The sequence below is a fragment of the Kitasatospora sp. NPDC059327 genome (assembly GCF_042752535.1).
Classification (GTDB): domain Bacteria; phylum Actinomycetota; class Actinomycetes; order Streptomycetales; family Streptomycetaceae; genus Kitasatospora.
On record NZ_JBHYYB010000084.1, the window covers coordinates 11,781 to 29,708 of the forward strand.

Annotated in this window: 12 protein-coding genes; 5 read left to right on the forward strand and 7 right to left on the reverse strand. The window is 72.8% G+C overall.

Annotated features, from left to right (window positions below; genetic code table 11):
• Positions 1–37: 37 nt before the first annotated feature.
• Complete coding sequence (gene eccCa, locus ACFXHB_RS34455; protein ID WP_380579144.1) at positions 38–3,985, forward strand: type VII secretion protein EccCa; 3,948 nt, start codon at positions 38–40, stop codon at positions 3,983–3,985.
• A 491-nt stretch (positions 3,986–4,476) separates the two neighbouring features.
• Positions 4,477–5,886, forward strand: a complete 1,410-nt coding sequence (locus ACFXHB_RS34460; RefSeq protein ID WP_380579146.1) for an APC family permease — start codon at positions 4,477–4,479, stop codon at positions 5,884–5,886.
• An 84-nt stretch (positions 5,887–5,970) separates the two neighbouring features.
• On the opposite strand, the gene ACFXHB_RS34465 is transcribed toward ACFXHB_RS34460, so the two are convergent.
• The 6 genes from ACFXHB_RS34465 to eccB all read right to left on the reverse strand — a co-directional run bounded on the left by ACFXHB_RS34465 (position 5,971) and on the right by eccB (position 11,947).
• On the reverse strand, positions 5,971–7,221 hold the full coding sequence (locus tag ACFXHB_RS34465; protein WP_380579148.1) for a hypothetical protein: 1,251 nt from the start codon (positions 7,219–7,221) through the stop codon (positions 5,971–5,973).
• Positions 7,222–7,445: 224 nt separating this feature from the next.
• The gene (locus tag ACFXHB_RS34470) at positions 7,446–7,988 is read right to left on the reverse strand and encodes a SigE family RNA polymerase sigma factor (RefSeq protein WP_380579150.1); all 543 of its coding nucleotides are present in this window, start codon (positions 7,986–7,988) and stop codon (positions 7,446–7,448) included.
• Positions 7,989–8,079: 91 nt separating this feature from the next.
• On the reverse strand, positions 8,080–9,306 hold the full coding sequence (gene mycP / locus ACFXHB_RS34475) for a type VII secretion-associated serine protease mycosin (RefSeq protein WP_380579152.1): 1,227 nt from the start codon (positions 9,304–9,306) through the stop codon (positions 8,080–8,082).
• A gap of 113 nt (positions 9,307–9,419) precedes the next feature.
• The gene (locus ACFXHB_RS34480) at positions 9,420–9,710 is read right to left on the reverse strand and encodes a WXG100 family type VII secretion target (protein ID WP_380579154.1); all 291 of its coding nucleotides are present in this window, start codon (positions 9,708–9,710) and stop codon (positions 9,420–9,422) included.
• A 73-nt stretch (positions 9,711–9,783) separates the two neighbouring features.
• Complete coding sequence (locus ACFXHB_RS34485; RefSeq protein WP_380579156.1) at positions 9,784–10,083, reverse strand: WXG100 family type VII secretion target; 300 nt, start codon at positions 10,081–10,083, stop codon at positions 9,784–9,786.
• A 181-nt stretch (positions 10,084–10,264) separates the two neighbouring features.
• The gene (gene eccB / locus ACFXHB_RS34490) at positions 10,265–11,947 is read right to left on the reverse strand and encodes a type VII secretion protein EccB (protein WP_380579158.1); all 1,683 of its coding nucleotides are present in this window, start codon (positions 11,945–11,947) and stop codon (positions 10,265–10,267) included.
• A 170-nt stretch (positions 11,948–12,117) separates the two neighbouring features.
• Here eccB and eccE point away from each other — a divergent pair, with 170 nt between their 5' ends.
• The 3 genes from eccE to ACFXHB_RS34505 all read left to right on the forward strand — a co-directional run bounded on the left by eccE (position 12,118) and on the right by ACFXHB_RS34505 (position 16,890).
• Positions 12,118–13,524, forward strand: coding sequence for a type VII secretion protein EccE (gene eccE, locus ACFXHB_RS34495; RefSeq protein WP_380579160.1), 1,407 nt, complete (start codon positions 12,118–12,120; stop codon positions 13,522–13,524).
• Positions 13,524–14,291 carry a hypothetical protein gene (locus tag ACFXHB_RS34500; protein ID WP_380579162.1) on the forward strand — a complete coding sequence of 256 codons (768 nt, stop codon included), beginning with the start codon at positions 13,524–13,526 and terminating at the stop codon, positions 14,289–14,291. Before eccE ends, ACFXHB_RS34500 begins: the two co-directional genes overlap by 1 nt.
• A 127-nt stretch (positions 14,292–14,418) precedes the next feature.
• Complete coding sequence (locus ACFXHB_RS34505) at positions 14,419–16,890, forward strand: AAA family ATPase (RefSeq protein WP_380579164.1); 2,472 nt, start codon at positions 14,419–14,421, stop codon at positions 16,888–16,890.
• A gap of 93 nt (positions 16,891–16,983) precedes the next feature.
• On the opposite strand, the gene ACFXHB_RS34510 is transcribed toward ACFXHB_RS34505, so the two are convergent.
• Positions 16,984–17,928: a bifunctional riboflavin kinase/FAD synthetase gene (locus ACFXHB_RS34510; RefSeq protein WP_380579166.1), complete on the reverse strand. Its 945-nt coding sequence runs from the start codon at positions 17,926–17,928 to the stop codon at positions 16,984–16,986.

Genomic DNA, 17,928 nt, shown 5'->3' on the forward strand with positions numbered 1-17,928 from the left:
ACGATCAGACCGTTCGAAACCGCGGGGTGGGGTGCGCATGAGCGTGATCACGGTCAAGCGCCCCGCACGGGCCTATCCCCCGGCGGTGCCGGACGAGCCGGTGGAGCTGGTCACCCCGCCCGAACTGCCCAGGTCGGGCGGCGAGGACTGGGTGATGAGCATCCTGCCGATGCTCGGCATGGGCGGCTCGGCGGTGTTCTTCTTCTCGCCCGGCGCACAGGCCCCCATGAAGATCATGGGCGGCCTGATGATCGTCTCGACGGTCGGCATGGCCCTGGCGCAGATCGTGAGGGCCCGTAAGGGCGGCTCCACCGCCACCGCGGACGAGCGGCGCGACTACCTCAAGTACCTGCAGCAGATGCGTCGTCAGGTGCGCCGGACGGCGGAGCGCCAGCGTGGCGCGCAGCTGTTCCTGAACCCCGAGCCGGACCAGCTCTGGTCGATCGTCGCGGACGGCCGCCGGCTCTGGGAACGCCGCACCGCGGACGCGGACTTCGCCCAGATCCGGGTCGGCCGGGGGCCGGTCCAGCTGTCCACACCGCTGGTGGCGCCGCAGACGGCGCCGATGGAGGAGCTGGAGCCGCTCTCCGCGGCGGCCATGCACACCTTCCTGAAGGCCCACGGCACCCTGCAGGACCTGCCGTTGGCGGTCTCGCTGCGCGCCTTCTACCACATCACGGTGTGCGGCGACCCGGACACCGTGTACGGCAACGTCCGGGCGATGATCGCCCAGTTGACGACGCTGCACTCGCCGGACGACCTGCTGGTGACGGTGGCCGCCGCGCCGGGCGCGGTGGAGGAGTGGGAGTGGACCAAGTGGCTCCCGCACAACCAGCACCGCAAGGACACCGACGGCGCCGGTCCGCGCCGGCTGATCGCGACCGGCCTCGGTGAGCTGGAGTACCTGCTCCAGGACGAACTGGCGGGCCGCCAGCGCTTCGTGCGCGACGCGGCGCCGTCCTCGGACCAGCCGCACATCATCGTCGTGATGGACGGCGCGTCCGTCCCGCACGACTCGCTGCTGGCCGGCGCGGAGGGCGTCCACGGGGTGACCATCGTCGAGGTGGTCCCGGGCGACCTGGACGAGCCGACCGGCCACCTGATCGTCACGGTGACGCCGGACGAGCTGGTGCTGCGCTCCGCCTCGGGCGCGACCTACTCCGGCACCCCGGACACCCTCTCCACCTGGCAGTCCGAGGCGCTGGCGCGGCAGCTGGCGCCGTACCGGATCTCGGCCGGCGGCGACGACGAACCGCTGCTGTCCAACCTGGACTTCACCGAGCTGATGAACTCGGGCGACCCGGGCTCGTTCGACGTGACGCGCAGCTGGCGGACCCGGGCGCAGCACGAGAAGCTGCGGGTGCCGATCGGCGTCGGGGCCGGCGGCGAACACGTCTACCTGGACATCAAGGAGGCGGCGCTCGAAGGCATGGGCCCGCACGGCCTCTGCGTCGGCGCGACCGGCTCCGGCAAGTCCGAGCTGCTGCGCACCCTGGTGCTGGGCCTGGCGATGACGCACTCCTCGGAGACGCTGAACTTCGTGCTCGCGGACTTCAAGGGCGGCGCGACCTTCGCCGGGATGGCGGACATGCCGCACACCTCGGCGGTGATCACCAACCTGGAGGGCGAGCTCACCCTGGTCGACCGCATGCGCGACGCGATCGAGGGCGAGATGAACCGCCGCCAGGAGCTGCTGCGCTCGGCCGGCAACTACGCCAACCTGAACGAGTACGAGCGGGCCCGCGCGGCGGGTGCGGCGCTGGACCCGCTGCCCTCGCTGGTGCTGATCATCGACGAGTTCTCCGAGCTGCTCACCGCGAAGCCGGACTTCATCGACATGTTCATCCAGATCGGCCGGATCGGCCGTTCGCTGGGTGTCCACCTGCTGCTGGCCTCGCAGCGGCTGGAGGAGGGCAAGCTGCGCGGCCTGGACACCTACCTGTCCTACCGGATCGGTCTGCGCACCTTCTCGGCGGCCGAGTCGCGGGCGGCGATCGGTGTGCCCGACGCGTACCACCTGCCGCCGGTGCCGGGTGTCGGCTACCTGAAGTTCGGCACCGACGTGATGGACCGGTTCAAGGCCGCGTACGTCTCGGGGCCCTACCGGGCGCCGGGGCAGCAGCGCTCCACCGGCGGGCGGCTGACGACGGCGCAGCCGGTGCTGTTCACCGCGGCCGAGGTGCCGGTGCTGGACCCGCCGGTGCAGGAGGTGGAGCCGGAGATCGAGGAGCAGGACGACGCCCTGGTCGACACCGTGCTGGACGTCTTCGTGCAGCGGATGGCGGGGCAGGGCCCGGCCGCGCACCAGGTGTGGCTGCCGCCGCTGGACGAGGCGCCGAGCGTGGACCAGTTGCTGCCGCCGCTGCAGGCGACCGCGGAGCGGGGTCTGACCTCGCCCGGGTTCGGTGCGCTGGGCCGGCTGAACGTGCCGGTCGGCATCGTGGACCGGCCGCGCGAGCAGCGCCGGGACGTGCTGCACCAGGACTACGCGGGCGCGGCCGGTCACGGTCTGATCGTGGGTGGTCCGCGGTCCGGCAAGTCGACGATGGTGCGCACCACGGTGGCCGGGTTCGCGCTCACCCACACGCCGTCGGAGGCGCAGTTCTACCTGCTGGACTTCGGCGGCGGCGGCTTCCAGTCGCTGCAGGACCTGCCGCACGTCGGCGGGGTGGCCGGCCGGTTGGACGCCGAGAAGGTGCGCCGGATGATCAGCGAGGTGCACGGGGTGCTGAACCGGCGCGAGGAGCTGTTCCGCGCGTCCGGGATCGACTCGATCGTCACCTACCGGGCCCGGCGGGCGAGCGGTCAGCTGCCGGACGAGCAGTTCGGCGACGTCTTCCTGATGATCGACGGCTGGAACACCTTCAAGCAGGAGTTCGAGATGCTGGAGCCGGTGATCGGGGACATCGCCCAGCGCGGTCTCGGGTACGGCGTCCACCTGATCATCACGGCGGCCCGCTACGCGGAGGTCCGCCCGGCGCTGAAGGACCTGCTGCAGAACCGGACCGAGCTGAAGCTCGGTGACGCGATGGAGTCCGAGGTGGACCGCCGGGTGGCGCAGAACGTGCCGGCCCTGCCGGGGCGCGGCGTCACCTCCGGCAAGCTGCACTTCCTCTCCGGTCTGCCCCGGCTGGACGGCTCGTCCTCGGTGGAGGACCTGCAGGACGGGGTGACCGGGCTGGTCGCGGCCGTCAACGCGGCCTGGACGGGCCCGCGCGCGCCGCAGGTCCGGATGCTCCCGACGGTGCTGGACGGCAACTCGCTGCCGAAGGGCTTCGAGTACCCGGAGCGCGGGGTGGCCTTCGGGGTGGACGAGGTCGAGCTGGCGCCGGCGTTCGTCAACTTCGAGACGGACCCGCTGTTCATCGTCTTCGGCGACACCGAGTCCGGCAAGTCGGCGACCCTGCGGATGCTGATCAAGCAGATCACCGAGCGGTACACCCCGGACCAGGCGGGCATCGTGGTCGGCGACTACCGGCGCGCGCTGCTCGGCGCGGTGCCGCGGGAGTACCTGGTCGAGTACGCGGCCGCGCAGCCCGCCATGACGAGCGTCGTGGAGATGCTCCGCGGGGCGTGCTCGCGCCGCCTGCCCGGTCCGGACGTGACCGCCGAGCAGCTGCGCAACCGCAGCTGGTACAGCGGCAAGGACATGTTCGTGATCGTGGACGACTACGAACTGGTGGCGACCGGTTCGGGCAACCCGCTGGCGCCGCTGGCCGAGTTCCTGCCGTTCGCCCGGGACATCGGCCTGCGCGTGATCGTCGCGCGCAGCGCCGGCGGCGCCGGTCGTTCGCTCTACGAGCCGGTGATGCAGCGGATGCGGGAGCTGGGCGGCCAGGGCGTGATCCTCTCCGGCAACAAGGACGAGGGCGCGCTGCTGGGCACGGTCAAGCCGCAGCCGCTGCCGCCGGGCCGGGGCGTGTTCGTCTCGCGCCGGATCACCAGCGGGCAGATGGTGCAGACGGGCTGGCTGCCGGCGACGTAGTCGGCACGGTCCTGGTGACCGCCACGGGTGGTGGTCACGGAAGGTGATCGAAGGGGTCGGGTTCCTGGGGAACCCGACCCCTTGCGCGTCCACGTGCTGAAACGTTATGGAGATCTTTCCGGCGCGGGGCTGCGGTTCCCGCACCCCCGCGCGAGCCGTGGTGGGCCTCGGGGGGCCGCCTGGGCGACACAGCACAGTGCTGGTCAAAGGCCTTGGATTGAGAGCACGCAATGCTCCGTTCACCTTGGATTCAAGTGCCATGTGGCGAAGGTAACAAGTCGGACATACGTGATAATGACCGTCCGTGATCATCGGATCGCATGCCTATACCGATCCTCGCAACGGATTCCGAAGCATTTCGACCATTGACGCAATCAATACGGCCAAGGTTCCATGGCGGCCCGGGAGCGAAGGACCAGAACCCAAGCAGCAAGCCAGCGGAGGCGATACCGCTCCCTCTCCAGGACCGCACAGAGCCGATCGGAAGCCACATGACCGACACGCTTCGCCCGCCACTCGCCGTAGCCCCCGCTGCGACGGACCAGGGCGCCGCCTCCCCCCAGACGCTCAAGCGTTCGATCGGCGTCGTGGGCGGGACCCTGCTCACGCTGTCCTGCGTCACCCCGGCCTCCACGCTCTTCGTGATCGTCCCGGAGCTGTTCTCCAGCATCGGCAGCGCCACCGCGCTGGCCATCGCGATCGGCTCGGTGCTCTGTATCGCGGTCGCCTTCTGCTACTCCGAGCTCGGCACCCTGATCCCCAGCGCCGGTGGCGAGTACGCCATGGTCGGCACGCTGGCCGGACGGCTGGCCGGCTGGCTGGTCTTCGTGCTCTCGCTGATCGTGGTGCTGATCGTCCCCTCGGTGATCGCCCTCGGCACCGCCGACTACCTCGCCCCGGTGCTGCACGTCGACAAGCCGATCGCGGGCGCCGCGGTGATGCTGGCCGCCACCCTGGCCGGCCTGCTCGACCTGCGCGCCAACGCCTGGATCACCGGTGTCTTCCTGGTCCTGGAGGTCATCGCCGCCGGTGTCGTCTCGGTGCTCGGCTTCGCCCACGCCAACGGCGACGCGCCCAGCCTGCTGCACGGGGTGGTCGCCGGTGACAACGGCGCCACCACCACGGTGAGCATCGGCGCCATCGTCGGCGCGCTCGGCATCGCCCTCTTCATCACCCAGGGCTTCTCCACCGCGGTCTACCTCTCCGAGGAGCTGGAGAACCCGCGCCGCAACGTCTCCCGCACCGTGCTGTGGACCCTCGGCATCTCCGCCGCGGTCATCCTGGTCCCGGTCACCGCGATCACCATGGGCGCCCCCGACCTGGCGACCCTGACCTCCGGCGACATCTCCGGCCTGGTCACCTCGTGGAGCAACTCCGCCGTCGGCACCTTCATCAGCCTCTGCGTGGCGCTGGCGATCATCAACGCCGGCATCGTCATGGTCATCCAGAACTCCCGGGTGCTGTTCGCCTCGGCCCGCGACAAGGCCTGGCCCGAGCCGGTCAACAAGGCCTTCTCCACCCTGGGCCGGTTCGGCTCGCCGTGGGTGGCCACCCTGGCCGTCGGCCTGCCGGGCGCCGCGCTCTGCTTCGTCAAGGGCGAGCTGCTGAGCGAGATCACCGGCGTCGCCGTCACCGGGATGTACCTGCTGGTCGCGATCGCCGCGCTGCTGTCCCGCCGCGACCACCACAAGCACGCCGCCGCCTGGCGGATGCCGCTCTGGCCGGCCGTCCCGGTGATCCTGATCGCCGTACTGGTCTACATCATCACGCAGCTGGACACCGTGCCCCTGCTGTGGACCGGCGGCATCACGGCCGTCGCCACCCTCTACTGGCTGTTCTACCTGCGCCCCCGGCAGGAGACCCGCTGGGTGATCACCCTCCCCGAGGACCAGCAGGCCTGAGCACGGCCCGCCGAGACCCCCACCCCTCCCCCACACGGCAGTGCCCCGGACCATCGGTCCGGGGCACTGCCGCGTCCGTGCGGACTACTTCTTCGGCTTCCACTGCGTGCTGACGGCGATCGACGTCAGCTGGTCGAGGGTGAGCAGCGGCTTGCCGGCCGGGCCCTGGGCGACCATGATCCGCAGATCGCCCCGGAGGACGTCCGCCACCAGCTGGCCCTTCGGATCGGTGCTGGGCGCCCCGGGGCCGTAGAGCTTGAGCCTCGCCCCGTCGGGCAGCACCGTCGCTCCCTCGAACAGCTGCTCCGTCGTCCGGTCCCCCGGCTCCCGCACCAGCTTCTGCACCCGCAGCAGCAGCGATCCGGTGCCCCCTCCCTGGGACAGCTGGACGTCGCTGAAGACCTCGTTGCCGTCGAACTCGGTCACGGTCACCCCGGCGGGCAGCAGCGCGGCCAGGATCGCCCGGCGGTCCGGCAGCGACAGGCCGGTGTCCTGCGCCGTGTAGTCGACCCCGTCGACCCGGACCGCCGCGACGATCCGGTCCCAGGACTTGTCGGTGACGACGGCCTTCAGCTGGGCCGGGGTGAGCGGCGGGTTCGGGCGGCTGTCCGGTGCCCCCTTCTCCTTGGGCGCGTTCCACTCGCTCAGCGTGATCTCCCGACCGTCCGGGCCGGTCAGGACGGCGAGCCACTCCTTGGTGTCGGCCCGGTGGTCCGAGTACTCGTAGCCCTGGCTGAGGTACAGCCGGGAGCCGTCGGGCAGGGTGGCGACCGTGCAGGAGTCGATCCGGTTCCGCCTGGGGTCCGGGCAGGTGCGCTCCTGGGTCTGCCCCTTGCGGTGCTTCTGGACCCCGACCGAGATCAGCGCCTTGCCCTGGCCGTCGTCGAAGACCAGGTCGGCGCCGACGAAGGTGCCGTGCAGGGTCTGGTCGTCGGTGCCGCGGCCCTTCGCGTCGGTGCTCCTGCCCTGGGGCAGCAGCGCCTGAAGGGTGGCCAGCACCTCGTCCCCGCTGATCACCGGCGTCGAGGCGGAGGCCGAGACCACCGGGGTGGAGCCGCCCGCTGTGGCGGACGACGCACCGCCGGTGCCGCCGGCACCGGCCGCGACGAGCGCGTCGGGGGCCGGGGAGGAACCGGAGAGGTAGACCGCGCCCGTGCCCACCAGGGCGAGCGCGGCCGCCCCGCCGACCACCGCGGCGGCCGAGCGGCGGCGCCAGCGGCGGCGGCCGCGGTCCAGACCGCCCGCCACCAGCGGGGCCTGCTCGGCGTGGAAGCCCTCACCGGTCCGGGTGAGGGCGTACAGCAGATCGTCTTCGAACCTGTCCTGCTCGGACACGGGTGATCACCGCTTCTTTCGATCACGGGTCGGATGATGGCGTGGCTGGTCCACCCCGGCAGGCGCCGGCCTCGGCGGACGGAAGGAACTCGGCGGACGGCGGGACCGACGGACCCGGGGAGCGGCGCGCGGCCCGGTTCGGCGGGTGCGCCGGGTCGGTGGACAGCCGGGTCGGTGGACGGCCCGAGTCGGTTGTGGCGGCCCGGGTCGGTGGACGGCCCGGCTCAGTGGGTGGCCAGCTCGGCGAGCGAGTCGCCCAGCAGTATCCGGAGCCTGCCCAGGGCACGGGTCGTCCGGGTGCGGACCGCACCGGAGGAGGCCCGCAGCACGTCGGCGGTCTCCTCCACGCTGCGGTCCTCCCAGTAGCGCAGCACCAGCACCGCCCGGTCCTTGGCGGGCAGCCGGGCGAGCGCGTCGAGCAGGGTGAGCCGCAGGGTGCGGTCCGCCTCGCGGCCCTCCGGTTCGGGCAGTTCGCCGGTGGGGCGTTCCGTGCTGGAACGGCGGCGCCGCTGGGCGAGGAAGGTGCGCACCATCACGGTGTGGGCGTAGGCGCCCGGGTTGTCGATCCGGTGCCGGCCGCCGGTCCAGGCGGTGCGCCGCCACAGCACGTACATCCGGCTGAGGGCCTCCTGGACGAGGTCCTCGGCCTGATGGGTGTCGCCGCCGGTCAACAGGCAGGCGGAACGGTACAGCTGACCGGTCCGGCTCGACACGAGCTCCAGGAACTCCCCGTCCTTGGTCTCACGTGTGGCGCCGCTCCGCCCCATCCCCCGTGCCCCCCTGCTCGCTGCCGTCGACACCTCTTGGATGCGCTGGGCGGGGCGGGATGTTACAGCCGGGCGGGAAGAGGATCCCGGATCAGTCGGTCGGGCGCCGGCGGTGGTCGCGGAGTACCACACCGCCGCCGATGAGCAGCGCGACGAGCAGGGCCCCGACGCCCAGGACGTAGGTCGCGGTGCGGCCGTCGCGGTCGGCCTGGGTCTCGCCGAGGCCGAGCGGCTGCGGCACGATCGGGGCGGCGGCCAGCTGGACCGGCCGGTCGTCCTCGGCCTTGGAGAGCGGGACCTCGGGTGCCTTGGTGACGGCCTTCACCGGGTCCACCACGCCCCAGCCGATGTACGGGTTGGCGGTGCGTTCGGTGCGCTGCGCGGTCTGCTCGATCCAGGCCCGGACCTGCGCGGGCTTCCACTTGGGGTGGGCGCCGACCAGCAGCGCCGCCAGACCGGAGACGTAGGGCGCGGCGAAACTGGTGCCGTTGTCCACGCACTGGCCGCCGCGGGGGACGGTGGAGAGCATGTCGACCCCGGGCGCCACGACGTCCACGAAGTCGCCGTACTGGGAGAACGGGGCGCGCTCGTTGTTGCGGTCGGAGGCGCCGACGGCGAGCACGCTCGGGAACGCGGCGGGGAAGGTGTCGCCCTCCTTGCCGTCGTTGCCGGTGGAGGCGACCACCACGACGTCCTTGGCCTCGGCGGCCTCGACCGCGGCCTTCAGCTCCGGGTAGCCGCCGAAGTCGGCGTTGCCGGCCCCGCGCACGTCCTGCGAGATGTTGATGACCTTGGCGCCGCGCTGGAGCGCGATGTAGATCGCCTCGACGAGGGTGTAGACGTCGCCGTTGCCCTCGGCGTCGTTCTGACGGATCGACAGGATGGTGCTGTCGGGGGCGATTCCGACGAAGCCGGTCCGGTCGTAGCGGCCGGCGGCGATGATGCCCGCCACCTTGGTGCCGTGGCCGACCAGGTCGTCCTTGCCGCCGCCCTCGACCTTCTTCTTGTCCTTGTCCTTCAACAGGGAGCCGCCGTCGACCACCCGGTTGGCCAGCTGCGGGTTCTGGTCGTTCACCCCGGTGTCGATGACCGCGACGGTCACCCCCGCGCCGGTGGTCGCGCCGCCCTGCCAGAGCTCGTCGAGCACCATGCGCTGCAACGACCAGGGCACGGCCTGCACGTTCTGGGCGTCCTTCGAGCAGTCACCGGCGGCCGAGATGCCGGGTCCGTCCGCGTAGGCCGGGGCGGCCAGCGGACCGCCGAGCACCGCGAGCGCGGCCACCGTCGCGGCCGCCTTCCGGTACCTGACTACGGACACCCTGCCACCCCTCTTGTCGTCCACCCGTGTCGCGCGCCAGGGGCGGGTGCCCGTGAACCGGGCACCCGCCCCTTCGGCGGAGTCGATCGTCCCCCGACGGGGAACCGGCTCCGTCAGTGCCAGAGCTTGGCGTTGTTGTTCTCGGTGCTGTTGTAGCTCTCGGCCGCCTTGTCCAGCGAGCCGGCGATCTGGGCCAGCACCTGCTGCAGGTGGGCGGCGCGGGAGTCCCACTTCGCCTGGTGGGCCTGGTAGCCCTGCTGGGCGGCGCCCTCCCAGCTGGAAGCGATCTTGGTGACGCCGGCCTTCAGCTCCTCAAGCTGGGAGTGAATGCGGTTGGCGGTGTTGCGCACCTCGGAACCGGCGTTCCGGACGGTTTCGAAGTTGACGAGAATGTGGTCGGACACGATGTCTCCTTGTCGAGGAACCGGCCCGCTCCCTCACCCGGGGCGGCCGGTGAATGACCTGGCAGAGAGGGGATCAGATCTTGCCGGCGCCGAAGGCCGCCTGCTGGTCCGCGTCGGTCGCCGAGTACTGCTTGGTCGTGATCTCGATCGCGTCCTTGATCGCCTTCAGCGACTTGTTGAGCTCGACCGTGTCCTCGTTGAACTGACCCTGGAGGGTCTTGTACGCCGTCGCGGCCTGACCCTGCCAACCGCCCGCGATCGAACCCACCAGGCTGTCGAGCTTGCGAATCTCGCCCTCGATCTGCCCGATGACCTCGTCCATGTGCTTGGCGAAAGCCAGCATCTCCTGAGCGGTCGTCTTGAACTGACCCATGCTCTACCGTCCCCCATGAGACAGACACTGTGTCCGGACCACCGTTCCCGGCCGGCCCGTCGCATCACCGGTGTGATGTCCAGCAGCACTGTAGTCGGCACACGCAACTCACCCAACACCGGGGAACCGGTAGTTACCAGACCATGACACTGAGGCCAATTCCGTTGCCGGAACGGGTCGGTCAGGCGTTCTGCTGCCGCGCCGCGCTCTTCGCGTTCAGCGCCGGACCGGACGGCACCAGGTTCGACCACTGCTGCGGCACAGGCACCGGCTGCAGGCCCTGGTAACCGAGCCGGGCCTGGTTGCCACCGGCCTCCTCCTGCTGCGGCTGGCCGGCGGCCGGATCCCCGGGCTGGGCGCTCGGGGTCGCCGTGACGGTCGGGCTCGGCCGGCCCGGCTGGGCGGTCGGCGCGGGCTGCGCGCCCTTGCCGCCGGTGCTGTTGGCGGGGACCGCGTAGCGCAGCCCGGTCTCGGTGATCAGGTAGTCGCTGCCGGAACCGCCCGGCCCGGCGTCCAGCGCCCGGTAGAACAGGCCCTGACCGGGCGTCACGTAGGCCGATCCGACACCGCTGCTGTGCTTGGCCGGGAAGTCCGGACCGGCCCAGACGCTGCGGCGCGGCGTCTTGCCGTCCTCGGCGATCCCGTCGAAGGTGCTGCAGACCACCGGCTTCGCGTCCTTCGCCGCCTGCCAGTTGTTGACCGGCGCGCCCGTCCTGGCCGGCCAGTCCTCGGCGTCCTTCAACGTGGTGCCGGTGTTGAACGCGGCGTAGTCCGTCGGCATCAGCTCGTCGATCCGCGGCGTCTTGTCGGCGTCCTGGTTGTAGAGGCCCTGCCACGCGGGGTTCTGCCGGATCAACTCGGCCTGGAGCTGCGTGACGACGTACAGCTGGTCCTTGCCCACGACGAAGTGGCGGTCGCCGTAGCGGACCAGCCGGCCGATCTTGCGGTCCTCCGCCTTCTGCAGCGCCACCGAGGAGTTGGGCCCCTTCACGTCCGCGACCAGCCCGTCGATCCTGGGGAACTGGATCACGCTGGCGGTCACCAGGGTGTCCAGCCACTCCTTCTTCACCGGCTGCGGCTTCGCGCTCGCTCCGAAGATCGCCGCCATCAGCTGCTTCTTGTCACTCTCCGAGGTCTGGGTGCCCCCGATGGCGTGCTTGCGGCCCTGCGCGTCGACCAAGTAGAGGTTCAACTTGCTCTGGTCGATCGGCGGCTGACCCGGACCGGGCTGCGCGGCGACCTTCTGCTCGTCGATCTCCTTCACCAGCAGCGCCTGGTCGACGTCCAGCACCCGGTCCTTGGCCGCCAGGGTCCTGGCGTCGGCGCCCCCGGCGACGAACAGCGCCTGGTTGGCCGTCTCCTGCTTGTCGTCCGCGCCGGGGCTGTCGCAGACCGACCACTTCATCGGCTTGGCCGCGTTCTCCTTGGTCGGCAACTTGTCCGGCGCGTAGGGGATCCCGACGGTCGGACCGTGGTTCGGGTAGCGGTCGAGCACCTCGTCGGCGACCACCACCACCTTGGCGTCCACCGGCAGCACCAGCCGCGCCGAGGACATGTTGAGCACCTGGTGCAGCCGCTTGGTCCTGCCGTCCGGGTCGGTCAGCACCACGTACCGGGTGGTGCTCTTCTTGCCCTGCACGATGTTCTTGCCGCTGTCCCAACCCACCGGCGCGCTCGGCTTGAACACCCCCCAGAGCCCGAACCCGCCGACCACCAGGGCGCCCACGACGACGCTCGGCAGGATCGCCTTCACCGGCCGCGGCGCGTCCTCGTCACTGCCGCCCCCGTTGGGCAGCAGAAAGGCGCCGACCGTTCGCTTCCGGGCGAAGGTGTAGGCGTTCAGCTCGTCCCGGCGTGATGCCATGCTCGTCGTCTCCCCTGTCTGACCGACATACCCCGTGGTCCGCACCCGCCGGGCGAGAGCGGCTTCGAACCCTCTACGATGCGGCAGCAGACGGTGAGTACGGTACGGGTACGGTTCGCGAACCGGCCAACCGGGCCGCGACAACTGATTCAGAGAGGGCCACTCGGGGGATGCCAAGCCAGACCGCTCCAGGGCGCCGCAGCACCGACGAGGGCAGGGGGTCGCGCCGCTCCGGCCGGCGGACACGGCCCGACCGCGACCACTCCGCCGAACCCGCGAACGCCGGCGGTCCCGGCCCCGCCGGTGCCCCCGTCCCGGTCCGCGTCCACCCCCGGCCCGGGCTGCTCGGCGGTCGGCTGAGGCTCCAGCAACTCGTGCTGGTCGAGGTCGCGGTGGCGCTGGTGGCGGTCGGCTGGACCATCAGCAAGCCGGTGGCCGGCGGCTTCGGCGCGGTCGCCCTGGCCCTGGTCGTCCTCGCGGTGATCCCGCTGCGCGGCCGCACCATCCCCGAGGCGCTGCGGGTGCGCGCCGCCCTGCGGACCCGCCGCAAGCAGGCCCGGACGAACGTCCCGCCGGCCGGCACCGACCCGGCCATCGCCCCCGCCCTGGAGCTGGAGCCGGCCCTGCGTACCTGCACCCACGCCACCGAGACCGACTTCGGCGGCCGCCCGATGCGCCGCGAGACCGGCATGGTCGGCGACGGCACCTTCCTCAGCTCGGTGCTGCTCGTCCAGGCCAAGGACCAGCCGCTGCGGCCGGTGCGCACCGCGCTGCCGCTGCCGCTGGACGTGATCTGCTCGGCGCTGCGGGTGGACGACATCACCCTGGAGTCGGTCCAGATCGTCCAGCACACCCAGCCGGCCCCGGCTCCGCACCTGCCCGAGCAGTCGCTGGCCGCCCGTGCCTACCAGGAACTGCCCGACGGCACCGCCACCCCCGGCCTTCGGCTCACCTGGGTGGCGCTCAAGCTCGACCCGGAGCGGGCGGCCACCGCCGTCCGCGCCCGCGGCGGCGGTGAGGAGGGCGCCCGCAAGGCCCTGCAGCGGGTCACCGACCAGCTCGCCGGACGACTGGGCAGCGCCGGCTTCAACGCCACCGTGCTGGACGAGCGCGAGCTGATCGCCGCACTGGCCATCTCCACCTGCGCCAACCCGCTCGCCGTGGCCGGCCGCCAGGGCACCGGCAGCGGCGGCGGCAGCGGCCGCCGCACCCAGGAGAGCAACCGGTTCTGGCGGATCGACGACCGCTGGCACAGCACCTACTGGATCTCCCGCTGGCCGCAGCTCAGCCGCCCCGGCGGCGCCCCCGGCCGGATCGCCGCGCCGGACCTCGTCAACCTGCTCACCGGCTCGCCCGCGCTGGCCAGTACCTTCAGCCTGACCGCCGGTCACGGCACCGGCGGCTCGGTGACGATCAGCGGCCACGTCCGGCTGACCGGCCGCAGTGAGAGCGAGGTGGTCCAGGTCGGGCGGCTGGTGGAGGCCCGGGCCCAGAGCGCCGGCCTCGGCCTCGCCCGACTCGACCTGGAGCAGGCCCCCGGCATGCTCGCCACCCTGCCTCTGGGAGGTGCTTCCTGATGGCGTACCAGACCTATCCGGCCCCCGGCCCGCAGCCCGGTACCGAGCAGCCCCGGGTGCGGCCGCGCGTCCTGCCCGGCTTCGGACTGCGCGGCCCCCGCCGCGAGAAGCACGTCCTCACCACCGACGACCTCGCCGCGCTCTCCTTCCCCGTCGGCGACGACGGGGTGCTGATCGGCGAGGACGTGCAGAAGCAGCCCGCCGTGCTCGGCCTCTTCCGGCCCAGCGCCTACGACCTGGTCCTGGTCGGCGGGGTCTGGACGGCCCAGGTCATCGCACTGCGGGCGGCGGCCACCGGCGCCCGGATCGCCGTCGAGACCGCGCGCGGTCAGCTCTGGGGCCCGATGGCGCAGGCCGCCGGCGGCGGCCAGCCCTGCGTGACCGTCCACCAGGTCGGCCGGCTCGGCCCGCAGGGCGCCTCGGTCACCTCACCGGTGCTCGTGGTGCGTGACCTCGGCGCCCGCCCGCCGCGCAGCCGGCTCTCCGCCGCGCCTTGGCAGACCACCCTGACCCTGCTGCCGTACCTGGGCCCGAACGCGGCCCGGGTGCTGAACGCCGCCGACCTGGTCGGCGTGCAGCGGGTCTCGCCGCAGGAGGCCGAGCTGATCGGCCGGGTGCTCTCGCTCGGCCCGCAGGACATCACCGCGCTGCCCACCCTCGGGGACGACATGACGCTCTGGACGACCCGGGTGCGGCGGCAGTACGTACGGACCGTCCCCGGGCAGTCCGAGCAGCAGGTCCTGGGCGGGGCACGCCGGATGGACTGACCCGGTGCCCCCCGATCGCGCCCTGGGCGAGATGAGACTCCGCCTTCAAAGGGGGGTGGTGCACGGCCTAGTCTTTGATGCGGCAACGGCACCGCGACGAGCGGCGGCGAACACGAGGGAGCCCTAGGTGAGCAGCGATCGGGACGGCGTCTACGTCGGCGACAACGCGGCGGAGGACGACGACGACTGGTCCGACGCACCCGACTACACTCCCCCCTCCTGGTACGTGCAGACGGAGTCCGCCGCGGGTCCGGCGCCCGGACCCGCACCGGCGGCCGGACCGCCGGGTGGGGCGGGCGCTCCGGCGGCGGGCGGCGGTCAGGCCGCGGCCGGGCCGGCACCTTCAACCGTGCCCGCGCCGGCGCCTTCGCCCGCGCCGGCGCCCGCGCCCGTCGTCGCTCCGATCGCCGGGCCGGCCGCTGTGACGCCCGCGGCCGGACCGGCGGTACCGCCGCAGGTCGCCGCACCCGTTCCCGCCCCGGCTCCAGCACCGGCTCCGGCCGTGGTGACCGCCCCCGTCCCGGAGGCGGCGCCCGAGCCCGCGCCCGCCGCCCGGGCCGAGGCGCAGCACGTCCCCTACACCGCACCCGCCCCGGCTCCGGTCCCGACCCCCGAGCAGCCGCAGGCCCCGGTCGCCCAGCCGTGGCCGCCGGCGGAGAGCACCGCGCACCAGCAGCCCGGTCCGCCGGCGCACCCGCGGCCGTACCCGGAACCCCAGCCGTACGCCCAGCCGCAGCCGTACCCGGAACCGCAGCACCAGGCCGCCCCGGCCCAGCCCTACGCCGAGCCCCAGCCGCAGGCCCCGCAGCCGTACGCCTACCCGGACCCGCAGCCGTACGCCCAGCCGCAGCAGTACCCGGCGGCCCCGCAGCAGCAGGCCCCGCCGGTGCAGCCCCAGCCCCAGCCCTACCCGCAGCCCGTGCAGCCGCAGCCCGTGCAGCCGGCGGACCCGCAGGACCAGCAGGCCGCCGCGTGGGCCGCCGCCCAACAGGCCGCCGCCGCCCAACAGGCCGCCGCCGCCCAGCAGGCGCCCGGCCCGCAGGCCCCGCCGGTCGACCCCCGCCAGGGCGGCTGGCCGCAGCCGACCAGCTACCAGCAGCCGCCCCAGCCGCAGCCCCAACCGGGCCCCGCCCAGCCGTGGCAGCAGCAGTCCGGTGTCCCGCAGGCGCCCGCCGCGTTCCAGCAGGCCGCCGCCCCGCAGCAGGTCGCGCACGGCGCCCCGCTCGGCTACACGGCCGCCGTCGAGCTGTCCTCGGACCGTCTGCTGCGCAGCCAACCGAAGCAGCAGCGCCAGCAGCCCCGCTTCCAGTTCGGCGGCAAGGCCGCCGCGGCCGAGCGCGGCCGCAAGCTGGAGATCATCCGGACCCCGGTGATGAGCTGCTACCGGATCGCGGTGATCAGCCTCAAGGGCGGCGTCGGCAAGACCACGACCACCACCGCGCTCGGCGCGACCCTGGCCAGCGAGCGCCAGGACAAGGTGATCGCGATCGACGCCAACCCGGACGCCGGCACCCTCGGCCGCCGGGTCAAGCGCCAGACCGGGGCGACCATCCGCGACCTGGTGACGGCCATCCCGCACCTGCGCAGCTACATGGACATCCGTCAGTTCACCTCGCAGGACCTGCACTCGGGCCTGGAGATCCTGGCGAACGACGTCGACCCGGCCGTCTCGACCACGTTCAACGACTCGGACTACCGCCAGGTCATCGAGGTCCTGGGCCGCCAGTACCCGATCATCCTGACCGACTCCGGCACCGGCCTGCTGTACAGCGCGATGCGCGGGGTGCTGGACCTCGCCGACCAGCTGATCATCGTCTCCACGCCGAGCGTGGACGGCGCCTCGTCCGCGTCGACCACGCTGGACTGGCTCTCCGCGCACGGCTACGCCGACCTGGTGCAGCGCAGCATCACGGTGGTCTCCGGGGTGCGCGAGACCAGCAAGATGATCAAGGTCGAGGACATCGTCGCGCACTTCCAGACCCGCTGCCGCGGCGTGATCGTGGTGCCGTTCGACGAGAGCCTGGCGGCCGGCGCCGAGGTCAACCTCGACATGATGCGACCCAAGGTCCGCGACGCGTACTTCGAGCTGGCCACCCTGGTCGGCGAGGACATCGTCCGCGCCCAGCAGGCCGCCGCCCAGCAGTCCGGCTGGCAGCAGCAGGCCCAGCAGGCCCCCGCACCGTACCCGGGCCCGCCGCAGCCGTACGCGGACCCGCAGCAGCCCTACCCGCAGCAGGCGCAGCAGCCCTATCCGCAACAGGGCCCGGGCGGCTACCCGGCCGGTGGGCCGGCCCCCGGCGCACCGTGGGCAGCGCAGACGGGGCAGGCACCGCCGCCCCCGCCCGGCTACGGTTACGGCTACCCGCAGGGCCGGCCGGACGCCCAGCAGCCTCCGCAGGACTGGCAACAGCCCCCGCAGGACTGGCAGCAGCAGCCCCAGCCGCCGGCCGGTGGGTACGGCTACCCGCAGGCGCAGCCGCAGTCGGACACGCAGCAGCCCCAGCCGCCGGCCGGGTACGGGTACCCGCAGCCGCAGCCGGGAACGCAGCCGCCGGCGCCGCCCGCCGGGTACGGCTACCCGCCGCCGCCCCAGCCGTAGCGACACGAAAGGGCCTGCCGGCTGTTCCGGGATCGCGGGATCCGGAACAGCCGGCGGGCCCTTTCGGCGTCCGCGTCGGTCAGCCCGCGCCGGTCAGCTCGCGTCAGTCAGCTCGCGGGCCTGCTTGACGTCGTCGGCCATCCGGTCGAGCAGCGCGTCGATGGAGTCGAACTTCTCCATGCCGCGCAGGTAGGCGAGGAAGTCGACGGCGACGTGCAGGCCGTACAGGTCCAGGCCGACCCGGTCGATGGCGTACGCCTCGACGGTGCGGGTGGTGCCGTCGAAGGTCGGGTTGGTGCCGACCGAGATCGCGGCCGGCATCAGCTCGCCCTCCGCCGTCAGCCAGCCCGCGTAGACGCCGTCGGCCGGGATCGCGCTGTGCGGCACGGTCTCCACGTTGGCCGTCGGGTACCCCAGCTCACGACCGCGCTGGGCGCCGCGCACCACCACGCCCTCGACCCGGTGCGGGCGACCCAGGACCTCGCCCGCGCCGGCCAGGTCGCCGGCCGCGACCAGCCGCCGGGTGAGGGTGGAGGAGAACGGCTCGCCGTCCCCGGCCGCCCCGCGCACCTGGAGGTCGACCACCTCGACGGCGAAGTCGGCCGCCCGGCCCAGCTCGGCCAGCAGGGCGACGTCGCCCGCCGCGCGGTGCCCGAAGCGGAAGTTCGGCCCCTCGATGACCAGCAGCGCCCGCAGCGCGTCCACCAGCACCTGCCGGACGAAGGTCTCCGGGGACTCCTGGGAGAACTCGGCGGTGAACGGCAGCACCAGGACGGCGTCCACCCCGAGCGCCTCGATCAGCTCGGCGCGGCGCGGCTGCGGGGCGAGCAGCGGCGGGTGGCTGCCCGGGCGGACGACCTCGCTCGGGTGCGGGTCGAAGGTGACCACGACCGAGCGGACACCGAGCTCACGGGCCCGCTCGACCGCCCGGTTGATGATCAGCTGGTGTCCGCGGTGCACACCGTCGAACGAACCGATGGTGACGACGCTGCGTCCCCAGTCACCGGGGATCTCCTCCAGGCCACGCCAGCGCTGCAC

Excerpts from the sequence above, each read along its gene's own strand:
- eccB (WP_380579158.1), bottom strand. The coding sequence starts at position 11,947 with ATGGCATCACGCCGGGACGAGCTGAACGCCTACACCTTCGCCCGGAAG.
- ACFXHB_RS34500 (WP_380579162.1), top strand. The coding sequence starts at position 13,524 with ATGGCGTACCAGACCTATCCGGCCCCCGGCCCGCAGCCCGGTACCGAG.
- eccCa (WP_380579144.1), top strand. The coding sequence starts at position 38 with ATGAGCGTGATCACGGTCAAGCGCCCCGCACGGGCCTATCCCCCGGCG.
- ACFXHB_RS34470 (WP_380579150.1), bottom strand. The coding sequence starts at position 7,988 with ATGGGGCGGAGCGGCGCCACACGTGAGACCAAGGACGGGGAGTTCCTG.
- eccE (WP_380579160.1), top strand. The coding sequence starts at position 12,118 with ATGCCAAGCCAGACCGCTCCAGGGCGCCGCAGCACCGACGAGGGCAGG.
- ACFXHB_RS34460 (WP_380579146.1), top strand. The coding sequence starts at position 4,477 with ATGACCGACACGCTTCGCCCGCCACTCGCCGTAGCCCCCGCTGCGACG.
- ACFXHB_RS34485 (WP_380579156.1), bottom strand. The coding sequence starts at position 10,083 with ATGGGTCAGTTCAAGACGACCGCTCAGGAGATGCTGGCTTTCGCCAAG.